This is a genomic window from Geomicrobium sediminis, assembly GCF_016908595.1.
Classification (GTDB): domain Bacteria; phylum Bacillota; class Bacilli; order Bacillales; family Marinococcaceae; genus Geomicrobium_A; species Geomicrobium_A sediminis.
Map to the genome: position 1 here is coordinate 1 of NZ_JAFBEC010000021.1, position 12,751 is coordinate 12,751.

Here is a 12,751-nt window from a genome sequence, read left to right on the forward strand (position 1 = left end):
TCCCATTCCTGGATATCCTCCACCTGGACCTTGACCGCCTGGTCCCATTCCTGGATATCCTCCACCTGGACCTTGACCGCCTGGTCCCATTCCTGAATATCCTCCACCTGGACCTTGACCGCCTGGTCCCATTCCTGAATATCCTCCACCTGGACCTTGGCCGCCTGGTCCCATTCCTGGATATCCTCCACCTGGACCTTGACCGCCTGGTCCCGTGCCTGGATATCCTCCACCTGGACCTTGACCGCCTGGTCCCGTGCCTGGATATCCTCCACCTGGACCTTGACCGCCTGGTCCCGTGCCTGAGTTACCACCACTTGGACTTTCAGGACCTGGACGATTGCCACCGATCTCCGACCAACCAGGTGAATTAGGAGAGCCTTCTCTTCCTACAGATGGGCCAGAATTCCCAGAACTTGAAGATCCATTACCGCTACGAATGTCTGTTTTTTCATCTGCACCGTCTATACCTACACCGGGAGGGGCAATAGCTTCACCATCTTCGGCTAATGCAATGCTCGTAAAACTAAAAGGTGTAGCAAAAACAAAACTTACTGCTGCAAAAATAATAAAGATCTTTTGAAGTAGCTTGTTTCTGAGTCTCATACTTTCACCTCCTTAAAATACTTATTAAAAGCAATTAAACAGTTTCATGATCAATGGTCAATTGCTGCACTTCGTAATTCGTTTGTTTAAGGAGCATTTATATTAATCAACTTACACACCTCCTTTTCGAAACTACGAAAAGCGAAATCTATTTCGTATAATTACTAGAAAGAATCCAAGCTAAATCCATGACCTTCTCTGACTGGTTAATGAACATTTCTTTAACTGTAGGTTTTTGATCTAGGAAAGTTAAAAAGTCTGTTTTGGAATTCATGTTTCGTTCATATACTTGATTAGTTTCTCTAATAATTCTTGGAGATGCGTTTTCAGCTCCTTTAATTTCATTAACAATTCTTCGATACGTTCTCCTTCCGATTAATTTAATAATGTCTCTTCGATGTTTTCGAAATAAATTATTAGTATCTTTGCGAGTATATTCACCATTTGAGAAAAGCAATCGTTCAACAGCATCTCTCTGTTTTGTTCGTTCGTCATATAATTCAATGGCACTTAATAATTGCTCCTCAGTCACTTTTTCTGATCGCTCAAGTTCCCTTTTATGATCAATCAGTTGTTGACCAACCTCGCTTAACGGCTTTCCAACCTCTTTGAGACCGATGTAATACTCTAAATGGTTTTTAATGACCTCTTGTTCTGTCTGATCAAACAATCCTGACCCTTGATCGATTAACTTCTTTAAACCTTCTATTTCCGAGCTTCTTCGTTTTGGTTCACCTTGCCGCACATCGTAATCAAATTGACTTTCGGGCTCTTTATACAATGTAAGACCATGGCTGGCATATAAACACCGATGTGTTTCGTCTGTATCAAAGACAACCTGACCGTCGTTGTAAAGTACAATCATTTTTGTATATAAAGGCTCCAATGTTGTTTTTGAATAAAGGAGTCGATATTCTTGCTCTTGAATAACAATCGGCAAAGACATTACCGCCTGCTCTCTTTTTTCCATATAAGGTTCATAAGCTTTTTGATAGATACCTTTCGCTTTAGAAAAACCAAGGAAATTTAGGTTTTGAGACACCATTCATCATCTCCATTCGTTCCATTCTATTGATGTTAGTCATCAGTCTCTTCTTCTCCGCCTTCAAAGTTTGAATCATCGAGACTCGCAGAGGCTGAAGCTTGAACTTCGGTCTCGTATCGATTAAACATCGCCATGAAGAATAACGGAGCGGTTGCACTTGCTTCTAAGGTGACGCGATTTCTAGAGGCATCAATCGTTAAGTTTCGTATTGAAGCCTCTTCCATGTTCTGTGTTAAATAGCGGGTCGCAATGGCACGGACTTCGTTATCATTTAACGAGATCTCTCCCGACTCTTCCCACAACTCTCGGTCATAAGCATCTAGCGTTGCAACGGTGGCAGCGTCAACTGCACTTGATAGTTTCGTATGGTGATAGATGGTCATGCCACCATCGATGAGCAGTCCCCCAAACGCAAGAACAAAAATGATAATGCCTGCTGCTAAAGGATACACGCCGCCTTCTTCATCGTTTAGCCATCGCTTCATTCGTCATCTCGCCCCCATATGTGATAGCTCGACGTATGCTCGATCACGTAGGATGTTGGAATGTTTGTACCAGGTATACCTACTGGAAACCGGAATTCATAGGACACGGTCGTTTGGAATTGATCTCCGCTTACGACTGACGAGACTTGGCCTTGATTAATGTTCAATCCTTGACTTAACGTCGATTCTGCTGTTGATTGTGCAACTTGTATCATTTGTCCAGGGTTTGCCTCAAGATCGGCACTGATGGCACTGCCAGCGCGTGCACCTTGATTAGCGGCAGAAACTACAATAATTTGTGAGTACACAAAATACCCAAGTAAAAGTACACCAATCGCAATCATCAACATGATCGGCGCTACAAGGCCGAACTCTGCAAGTGATTGTCCTTCTTCCCTTCGCCAAAATCGCTTCGGCCTAGGACTTACAGTTGCGGATACATTTGCCATACCGTTAACACACTCCCTACAGTAATCCAAAGACTAAACGGAAACGCTGTGTTCATTTGATTTTTTGCCAAGTTATCTTTTCGACGTTGTTGATGCCGAACAATGAGTACGACAATTGATACGAGACCGCCAATGAGTACAATGATGATTGAACTATACAGAATAAAAGGAACTCCCATGATGGCACCGATTGCTGCCATTAACTTCACATCACCAGCACCGTAAGCTTTCATTAAATAAAAACAAAAGAAGATTGCAAACCCAATCACCATCCCAAGCAAACTCGTAAACAGACCATCTAATCCGTACATCACACTGTTGTGTGTGACACCGATGACTGTAGCTGATAACGTTAACCAATTAGGAATTTTCCACGTTCTTAAATCAATAATGGTAGCGATGAGCAGTGTTGTAGCTAATAGGATGATTGAAACCATGGGCTCCTCCTCTTAATTCATTGATAAGATAAAGTCCATCACACCTAAAATGGCCGGACCAAGAAGGAAGATTGCCGTCGCTGGAAACGCTAAAAGTAAGAGTGGGAGGAACAATTTCATTGACGCTTTCTCCCCAAGCTCTTGGGCTTTCTTCTTACGCTGTTGCCACACTTCACTTGCTTGATTGCGAAGAACTCTCGTTACACCGGAAGCCCCTCGTTCAAGGTTCTGAGTGACAGCCGATACAAAACGGTTCACCTCATCAACTTGACAGCGCTCAGCCAAGCGTTCTAATGCTGTAACTTGTGAGACACCGACCGACACATCGCGAATGACCATTTGCAATTCGTCAGCAAGTACACCCTTTTTCTTATCCGCAACTTCTTTCATAGCAGGCACCAGGTTTAATCCCGCCTCACTCATAATTGCGATTGCATTGATCACATACGGTAACTCTTTCTTAATTTGATCTTTCCGTTTGCTTCCTAAGATTTTTAACCAATGTTCTGGAAGAATATAGCCCATAAGTGCGGTTACCATAGCAACTAGGAAAAGCATCGGACTGCTGGCAACAACTCCTAGAAAAAGAAAGTAACTCATCAAGCTCACTGCGGTTATCATTTTCATCGTTAAAATGTCTTCCACACGGTACTTCTCTGCTTTTCCTGCCATTTGGATTTTGGTCTCAAGTTGTTCTCTTCTTTCAATCGATAATCGAAAGTTAACGAGTGAGAGCATTCTCATCACAGCAGGTGTTGCTTTACGAATGGTAAAGCGGCGTTCTTCTTCAATGAGCACTTCCTCTTCTACAGCGAGACGTTTCTTAATGCTACTCGCTTCCACCCATTGCCTAGGTGTTAACAGTAGAACAATAAACAGAAACATCAATGCGGATATGATGATAGCCACGTCCGATCCCTCCTTTTACACATCGATGTTCGTCACCTTTCTACCGATGAAGTAATTCGCGATAAGCATAAGCACCGCGGCAAATAACATAAACGTTCCAAGTGTTTGATCGTACATCGGTTGCATATAATCTGGATTTAGCATCATCAGTATGACGACAATTCCAACGGGCATAAATGTTAGCAGTGATGCTTCCATTTTCTTTTGTGCCGTTGCGACTTTAATTTCTTGTTGAATCATAATTTTGTCTGAAATCGATTCTGCCGTGTTATCAATCACATCTGCTAAATTGCCACCCTTTGTTCTCGTCATAATAATGGCATCTACGAATTGGGCAATATCTTCAATGTCGTGTTCGTTCTTAAACGTTTGTAATGCATCCTCTACAGGCGTGCCTAGTTGAATATCTCCGTTGATTCGCTCCAATGCATCAAGCATCGGCTTGTCGTTTTGAAGCTGCAACTCACGAGTCATGTCCGTTTCACAACGGCGTAAAGCAACTTGGAGAGATGTACCTGCTTTCAATGAGCTTGCCAATGAAAGAATCGCATCTCTAAATTGCAACAACATGACTTTCTCTTGCTTTTGCTGATCGTGACTTGCCTTTACTTTCGGATAGAGCAGGCCTAAAAGAGCAATCATTATTGCAAAGAACACGCTTCGGAACAACATCATCCCTAGCAAAAACAGAATCAAACAGATCGCGGCTGCTTGGAGCATATTCATTCGACGCTTTGAAGCTTGACGCTCTTCGGTTGACTTTGTACTGTACACCGATTTCTTTCTACCTTCTAAACGCTTGAATGATTTTTCTAGTATTTTTTTCTGTGGCACGGTCCCATAGATGAGTATTTGTGTGAGTTCAACAATTGCTTTTAACATAATCAAAAGCAGTACCACAATCGCTATATAAGTCAAAAGCATGCTCGTCCACTCCTCAAGAATAGTGATGGACCATCGTTGGTTCTTCAAGCGGTTGCTCTCCGTAACCTGCGGATTGCCACTTTTCTACTTGTTCCATCGCTGCACCTGTCGGCACTAACCTACCGACGACTTTATCTTTTGTGCTTTCTTCTGCGTTAATCTTGAAATGAAACAAGTCGCGATGTTGAATTTCGCCTTGTTCTTCACCGAGAATTTCAGTGATTTGTAACACACGCCTCGAGCCATCTCGCAATCTTCCGAGTTGAACAATTAACTCAACCGAAGAAGAGATTTGTCTACGAATTGCTGGAATCGGTAAATCAAGACCAGACATGAGCACCATCGTCTCTAACCGCGATAACATATCGACTGACGAATTAGCGTGTCCTGTCGTTAAAGAACCGTCATGACCGGTATTCATCGCCTGCAACATGTCCAAAGCTTCTCCACCACGAACCTCACCGACAACAATGCGATCTGGACGCATTCGAAGAGCCGTACGAACGAGATCTCGCATCGTAATTTCACCTTTGCCTTCCACATTTGCAGGTCTTGTTTCTAGACTGACTAAGTTCTGAATTTGTGTAAGCTTCAGCTCCGCGGAATCCTCAACTGTAATCACACGTTCGTGATTTGGAATGTACATGCTCAATGCGTTAAGAAAGGTCGTCTTCCCTGAACCTGTTCCCCCAGAAATGACGATGTTGTACTTTGCCTCTACAAGTTTTTGAAGCCATTCAGCAATCGGCATATCGAGTGCACCGAAGTCGATTAGCTTCTCCATCGTAAAAGGATCACTTGGGAACTTTCGAATCGTAATGATCGGCCCGCCGAGTGAGATCGGACGAATCACGACGTTTACACGTGAACCATCAGGAAGTCGTGCATCTACGATCGGATTCGCTTCATCGATCTTCCGGTTAATCGGTGCTACAATCTTCTCGATAATCGTTAAGAGGTCCGCTTCTGATTTGAAGCGAATGCGCTCTCCGTCTTCATCATAGGCATAGCCGAGACGACCGTTCTCCTCAATAAACACGTCATCGGTACCATTAATCATAATCTCCGTAATGTCTTGCCTGCGTACGAGTGGATCAATAATTCCGTAGCCGATGAGCTGTTGCATAATTTCATCTGTAAGCAACTTCCGCTCATCTGTCGTTAACAGCAAATCTTGATGATTCATCGTCTCTTTCTGCTCGAGTGAATACCAAACCGCTGCCCGTAATCGATCGTTATTGCTTAAAATCTTATGATCTTTGTTTCCTTGTTTAACAATGTCTTCACGAACCGACTGCTTTAGTTGATCAACCTCGACATCTAAGTCCTCGTTCCACAGCGCTTCATGTCCTTCATTTTGTCGTTGCTTACGTTTAATCGCTTGTTCGATTCCCATTACGCAAGCACCCCTTTTCTTAAGCCGTTGCGTTTCGCTACTTCTTTCTTCTCGAACATCGGCTCAATTAAGTTTGCAATACTGCGGTAATGCTTATTAATCTTTAGCGCTGGCTTTTCTGCCATCACAATGCCACGGTTTGCGTACCCTTGTACTTGCTCGTATTTATGTGGAATCACTGCTGATACTTTCATGGATAACATGGATTCCATTTCAGAAATCGGGAATCCAATTGAATCATGGTAAGCGTTAATGATAAGATAACGATTTTGCAACGGGCGATGAAGCTTACGAATAATATCCACAGAAGATAACATCGACCAGTTTGCTGCAACATCTGTCGTTAAGACGAAGAACAAATCTGTCGCATTACTCATTAATGAAATGTTACGTTCAGACAAGTCTGTCGAAGAATCAACGACGATCATGTCATAGTCTAGCCGTTGCAATGCTTCCATAATTCGGTCTGTATGATCGAGCGATAAAGCTGCCATCTTCAGCGGCGACCCTGCACTTAGTACACTTAATTTCTTCCCTTGAAGGCTGACCGTTTCAATGGATTGGCGCAATACTTCATCAAGCTCCTCGTCGTCTTGACGACCTTGTTCCAAGTAAGTGACGACATCAGATAGACCTTTTGTTCCTTGTGGAAGATTAAATGCAACAGAAACATGACCGAACAGGGCGAAGTCTACGAGTAATACGTTTTTGTCTTTTAACGTCAGTTGAGCGGCTGTGTTAACCGCAATCGTCGTCGTACCGACGCCTCCTTTTGGAGAGTAAAACAACGAGATCTTTTTGTCGGTATGCTCTTTTGCAGCTGCATTTACACTCGTGAAAATATCTTTATCTTGGCCGATTGGCGTGAACGATAGCATCTTCTGAGTGTACGTTCCCATCGGTGTGTACTTATAAATGAGATCAACGTTTTCATGAATCAACTCGGTTTCTCGAACGATATGAAGTTGCTCAGCAACGAGGATGATTTTTTGGGTATTATAGTTTAATAAATTGCGATACCACGCTGGATCTGCATTTGTAGCCTCAACGTTAATTAAAAGAATATCAACGGTATGGTTTCCTAGATATTCGTACAAATCTGTCAATGTTTCTCCTTGAAAAATGACTGATACTAGATCTTCACTTTGTTCGTAATACCGGTTAATATCTGCGCGGTAACTTGGGTCTTGATCAATAATTGCAACAGTCAATGACTCGCTTGAATGTCGACCCGGAATGAAATCTGCATCCATGAATAGGCACCTCCTTTTCTAGCTTTCTAGTGTTGATTCTCTTATAATCTCCAAATCAATTGACTCACCATTTGAAGGGTTTAACGCTAAGCTTAATGAGCCGTTTTCAACCGCATTTCCGAGCGCCACAACCTCCTGTGGATTCACGAGTAACGTCACATGTTGCACCGTTGAATCTTTTGCCAAATCTGCAAGTGAATCTTCATTGTAGGACTCTACTTCATACACTTCTGCAAACTGAATGAGCATTCGAGAGTAGAACTCCCCTTGACCATCTTCTGCTGTGTACACGACATCAACGTGGTCTCCTTTTTGCAAAGAGTTATCCACAGCGGCTTGTGGACTTAACGCTAATGTATATAAACGCATTTCGTCAGGAATAAATTCGGACGAATCAATATTTCCTGAAGCTGTTACATATTCTGCGGCATCCTCTGGAAACACAATCTGTTCAGGATCTAACAACACCGGCTTCCCAGATTCAATCTCTTGTCGTGTAATCGCACCAATCACAGATTCAGGATCTTGAACCCGGTTTGGAAGAAGCGTCTCTACTGCACTTGCCTCTACATTCACAGTCGTTAACATCTCTTCTGTAATTTCTGTTTGCTCAGCAATCGTTCGATCACTTACGACAACTGCAGTTGTCTGTTGCAAAGAATTTAAATATTGAAAGGTTAAATAAGCAATTAACCCAGCACTACCAAGTATAAGAATTAAACGCCAACTTAATTTAGCAAACATCGATGATCCTCCTGACCCGTCTCATTCATTACGAAACCAATTGCCCACGCTCTTTTGAAAACACAGCATAATCAAATGCTTCTTGTCGTGCTCGTAAATCAAAATACATGCTCATATACAATGAGCCGATAAATGGCATCATAAAAAGGTATAGTATTGTATTAATGACGATATCCACCCAGAATATTGGGGTTCCTAACATGAATAGAAAGAGGATTTCTGCACCTACGATGAGTACATTGGATGAGATAATGGTGAGCAATAACAGACCTAGTATTCGCCAAAATGAACCAATTACAAGTTGACGGCTTCGCATTAAGGACTTAACGATTCCTTTATTTTCAAAAGCGATCGTCTGAGCAAATAAACCTAGATAAGCGTAGATGATTAAGCCTGGTATAACGAGGAGCGCTAACCCAAACGTCGTAAGCACCGTATAAAGAATTGTCGCAACAATAATCGTCGGAAACACTAGAGCAGTCTTTTTTAAACCCGTTAGTACACGCTTCTTAAAAGGAAGCTCTCGATCGAGTAATAACAAATAAAACACATGAACTCCTAGAACACTAAACAGTAGCGCTTGATTAAAAATACGTAATGCCTCAATCTCAACAACGCTCATGCCTAGTTGAATCATGTAATCAAAAAAGAAAAATAATACCGTTATGAGAGGAAAACTGATAAGCAGCGTCCCAGGTATAGAGACTAAGAACACTCGCTTTCCGTTTTGACTCATGTTGCGTATCAAGTCTTTAAACGTTTGTGGCTGTGTTTGTTCCTTGCTAATGTCCATCTTTACCTTCCTTTCTTCCATTAGGATCTATATAGAGACACTGCCCTTTTTGAAGTCCATATTCTAAAACCGCGCCACTTCTTAGCTCCAAAACGCCGTATACCGACTTTGCGTACGGCAGCATTTTCCACGGTGCAACATTCTCGAACGCTTCTTTAATTTGATACTCATTATTATTAATTTTCTCTAAATAAACACAGTCAATTGGAAATCTCATGAACCACGTATGAACTTGCTGACAAGGATACAACAATAGCCCCTCTCGATCTCCCAAGTTATTTTTCCCAAGTAGTCCTTTTAATCTTGAAACGTATCCATTTGCAATCATTAACTGATCCACAAGAACTGTTTTTGATCCTTGAATCCAGACCATAGATTCTCCCTATCTACTATTTGAGTATTTTCTTAGTTCAGTAGTTGCTCATAGTACAGTAAAGTACCATATTATAAAAACAAATCAAGTAATGAAGATTCAGATAACTAGATCTGTAACACCATTTTACATTTACTGGAAATCTATTGTGCCGAAAATAACAATTAATCCGCACTTTATGACAAGTCCTTTGGTACGGATTGTCGTATTTTAGTCAAGAGGTCGAATTGCACTGAAACTTAGGACCTTCAAATCCCGTGTCATTAGTCCTTTTTTTCGTTATTCAGTTTACAAATTTATTAAATCAATCACTTTAATTTTAAACTAATAGAATAAACAAACCGAGCATGTGAAAATCCTCAAATCAATACACCTTAAAATCTAACCTTATTAGATCAAAATTCGCTCCAATCCCCATGAGTCCCGATGATCATTCGCTCCGTATTGAAACAAAGCAAATGTTATACAAGAATAACAAACCATCTCTATCGATTGACATTTCGCTTATCCACATGTGCACAAAAAAACCGATCATCACTAGAAAGTGACAATCGGCTCTGAGTATTTAGTAACCACCATCAGATGCATCACTTGAAACAGTTGTTTCGCGTAAATCAAATACACCGTGAGGGAGTTGAATAAACCCTTCTACATCGCTTGAAACACCTGCTCTGAATTGATCATGAACGATCGGGAACAGTGGCACTTCCTCGTTAACCGTCTCTGCAACTTGACGGTACAGCTCTACACGCGCTTCGTCGTCTGTCTCACGACGAGCATCGTCAAGTAGTTGGTCAACGTCTTCATTTGTGTAGAACGTATTGTTTCCTGGAGGTCCGTGGTTGTCAGAATGGAACAGTGCGTGCGTACCATAATCCGCATCACCCGTTACAGTCGTCCAACCGAGCATAACCATTTCATAGTTCGCCTCATCGGTTGCATCAAGTAATGCACCCCACTCGGTTTGTTGCAATGAAACATCAATGTTCAGTTGTGACAGTTGATCCTGAATGACTTCTGCCATCTGCGTATTGATTGTATTTCCTGATTGAACCATAAGTTCTACTGAGAATCCATCTTCATACCCTGCATCTGCTAACAATTGTTCTGCTTCTTCAAGGTTATAGTCAACGGGATCTACATCTTCACTAAATCCAAATGCCATCGGGCTCACTGGTCCAATTGCTTCTACACCGTATCCTTGGAAGATTCCTTCTACGATTTCGTTTTTGTTAATGGCTTTAGAGATGGCTAGTCGCACATCTGGATCATCAAGTGGCTCCACCGTATTGTTGAACCCGAGATAATCTAGTCGTAAGCTTTCTACAGCTGATACATCTCCAGAATCACTGTTTTCTATTTGTCCGACGTTTGCCGGTTCAATTGCGTTTACAATATGCGCTTCACCCGTATCGAACATTCCGATCCGTGTTAGTTGTTCATCAACGACACGGTATGTAGCTGAATCAAGCGCAACAGGCCCACGCCAATAATCTTCATTACGTGTAAGGACGATTTCATTTCCTTGTACCCAGTTATCAAGTACAAATGGACCGGTTCCTACAGGGTCAACATCAATGTTATGTTCGCCATTCGCCTCATCCTCAATCGCTGTTGGACTAATCATCCCACCAGCGTCATGTGCAAGGTGAGCAAGAATTGGCGCAAACGGATATTCAGTAATAATCTCCACCGTATACTCATCCATAGCGTTCACTTCTTCAATCATCTCGTACATGAAAGAACGCGGAGATGCTAATTCAGGATCATTGACACGCTCTAAGTTCGCAACGACCGCATCGGCATTAAATGGTGTCCCATCTGTAAATTCAACGCCTTCAACGAGTTGGAACTCCCAAGTAAGTTCATCGACTTGCTCCCAATCCTCTGCAAGTCCCGGTTGTAATTCCATGTTCTCATCGTGTTGAACGAGGCCTTCATAGATGTTCGTACGAATATGTGTTGATGCCGTATCATTTGAACCATGTGGATTTAAATCTACAGCGTCCGCCTCAATTGCAATGATGAGGTCGCCACCACCATCTGAGCTAACTGCTTCTTCTGAATCTCCAGTCTCTTCACCATTCTCATCTGCCGGAACTTCATCAGAATCAACCGCCGTATCATCAGAACAAGCGACCATTAGGCTTGCCATCGATAAAGCGAATGCACCGCCAATCCAATGTCGTTTAAATTTCTTCACAATTATTCCTCCTAGTTGTTTGATTACTTCTAGTTGTAAAACTATTATAAACACTCGTTAATAATTATACAACTACAATGCAATTTCTTACATATTTTGTTAGTATTCTGTCATTTTATCGGTCAAAATAGAAAAAAATAAAGAGATTAGACGAAAATTGTCGTCTAATCTCTTTACCTATTAATCAAAAAGCGAACTCACGGACACTTCGTTATGAACACGGTTAATTGCATCAGCAACGAGCGGTGCAATCGATAGTGTTGTAATTTTATCTGATAGCTTGTCTTCTGGTAACTGAATTGAATTCGTAATGACAAGTTCCTTAATTGGTGAACCTTCAATTCGACTAATTGCTGGTCCTGATAGAACCGGGTGCGTACAACAAGCATAGACAGCTTTTGCACCATTCTCAATCAACGCATTCGCAGCAAGTGTAATCGTTCCAGCCGTATCAATTAAATCATCAATGATAATGGCATTACGGCCTTTGAATTCACCTACGATATTCATTACTTCAGCGACGTTTGGCTGCGGACGACGTTTATCGATAAACGCAATTGGGGCATTGAGTGCTTCAGCCATCTTACGAGCGCGTACAACACCGCCGTTATCTGGTGCGACGACGACAACATCTTCTAAGTTCTTGTCTGCGAAGTACTCTGATAGAATCGGAACACCTTGCAGTTGATCGACTGGCATATCAAAGAATCCTTGAATTTGCGGAGCGTGAAGGTCCATCGTGATGACACGAGTCACACCCGCTGTTTCGAGTAGATTTGCAATGAGTTTTGCAGTAATTGGTTCGCGTGAGCGAGCCTTACGATCTTGCCTAGCATAACCGTAATAAGGCATAACGACATTGATGCGTTTTGCCGACGCACGCTTTAATGCGTCGACCATAATGAGAAGTTCCATAATGTTCTCGTTACCTGGGAATGACGTTGATTGTACGACATACACTTCGCAACCGCGAACGCTCTCCTCAATGGAAATTTGAATTTCCCCATCACTAAAACGTTTTACAGAACTGCGGCCGAGTTCACAACCTAGGTGTCTGACGATCTCTTCGGTGAGGGCTTGATTTGAGTTTAAGCTGAAAATCTTGAACTTGTCATTTAAATGGTAATCCATGAG

Annotated in this window: 13 protein-coding genes and 1 pseudogene; all 14 read right to left on the reverse strand. The window is 42.1% G+C overall.

Annotated elements, in window-relative coordinates; genetic code table 11:
* Nucleotides 1–606 (reverse strand): annotated as a pseudogene (locus JOD17_RS21650) (hypothetical protein); the annotation flags it as partial.
* 148 nt (nt 607–754) lie between these two features.
* Nucleotides 755–1,651, reverse strand: a complete 897-nt coding sequence (locus JOD17_RS20065) for a hypothetical protein (RefSeq protein WP_204699735.1) — start codon at nt 1,649–1,651, stop codon at nt 755–757.
* Between the two features lie 32 nt (nt 1,652–1,683).
* Nucleotides 1,684–2,136 carry a Tad domain-containing protein gene (locus tag JOD17_RS20070; protein WP_204699736.1) on the reverse strand — a complete coding sequence of 151 codons (453 nt, stop codon included), beginning with the start codon at nt 2,134–2,136 and terminating at the stop codon, nt 1,684–1,686.
* A complete protein-coding gene (locus JOD17_RS20075; protein WP_052366064.1) occupies nt 2,133–2,585 on the reverse strand; it encodes a TadE/TadG family type IV pilus assembly protein in 453 nt (150 codons plus the stop codon). Before JOD17_RS20075 ends, JOD17_RS20070 begins: the two co-directional genes overlap by 4 nt.
* A complete protein-coding gene (locus JOD17_RS20080; RefSeq protein ID WP_204699737.1) occupies nt 2,561–3,022 on the reverse strand; it encodes an A24 family peptidase in 462 nt (153 codons plus the stop codon). Before JOD17_RS20080 ends, JOD17_RS20075 begins: the two co-directional genes overlap by 25 nt.
* Nucleotides 3,023–3,034: 12 nt before the next feature.
* The gene (locus tag JOD17_RS21790) at nt 3,035–3,931 is read right to left on the reverse strand and encodes a type II secretion system F family protein (RefSeq protein WP_204699738.1); all 897 of its coding nucleotides are present in this window, start codon (nt 3,929–3,931) and stop codon (nt 3,035–3,037) included.
* A gap of 15 nt (nt 3,932–3,946) precedes the next feature.
* A complete protein-coding gene (locus JOD17_RS20090) occupies nt 3,947–4,903 on the reverse strand; it encodes a type II secretion system F family protein (RefSeq protein WP_204699739.1) in 957 nt (318 codons plus the stop codon).
* Nucleotides 4,869–6,251, reverse strand: coding sequence for a TadA family conjugal transfer-associated ATPase (locus tag JOD17_RS20095; RefSeq protein ID WP_204699740.1), 1,383 nt, complete (start codon nt 6,249–6,251; stop codon nt 4,869–4,871). Before JOD17_RS20095 ends, JOD17_RS20090 begins: the two co-directional genes overlap by 35 nt.
* The gene (locus JOD17_RS20100) at nt 6,251–7,504 is read right to left on the reverse strand and encodes a CpaE/TadZ family protein (protein ID WP_204699741.1); all 1,254 of its coding nucleotides are present in this window, start codon (nt 7,502–7,504) and stop codon (nt 6,251–6,253) included. Before JOD17_RS20100 ends, JOD17_RS20095 begins: the two co-directional genes overlap by 1 nt.
* 18 nt (nt 7,505–7,522) lie before the next feature.
* Nucleotides 7,523–8,248 (reverse strand): Flp pilus assembly protein CpaB, encoded by a 726-nt coding sequence (cpaB, locus tag JOD17_RS20105; RefSeq protein WP_042359283.1) that lies wholly within the window; start codon nt 8,246–8,248, stop codon nt 7,523–7,525.
* A gap of 28 nt (nt 8,249–8,276) precedes the next feature.
* Nucleotides 8,277–9,041, reverse strand: coding sequence for a hypothetical protein (locus JOD17_RS20110; protein ID WP_204699742.1), 765 nt, complete (start codon nt 9,039–9,041; stop codon nt 8,277–8,279).
* Nucleotides 9,031–9,414: a DUF192 domain-containing protein gene (locus JOD17_RS20115; RefSeq protein WP_204699743.1), complete on the reverse strand. Its 384-nt coding sequence runs from the start codon at nt 9,412–9,414 to the stop codon at nt 9,031–9,033. Before JOD17_RS20115 ends, JOD17_RS20110 begins: the two co-directional genes overlap by 11 nt.
* A 565-nt stretch (nt 9,415–9,979) precedes the next feature.
* Complete coding sequence (locus tag JOD17_RS20120) at nt 9,980–11,617, reverse strand: glutathione ABC transporter substrate-binding protein (RefSeq protein ID WP_338028842.1); 1,638 nt, start codon at nt 11,615–11,617, stop codon at nt 9,980–9,982.
* A gap of 180 nt (nt 11,618–11,797) precedes the next feature.
* A complete protein-coding gene (locus JOD17_RS20125) occupies nt 11,798–12,748 on the reverse strand; it encodes a ribose-phosphate diphosphokinase (protein ID WP_204699744.1) in 951 nt (316 codons plus the stop codon).
* Between the last annotated feature and the right edge of the window lie 3 nt (nt 12,749–12,751).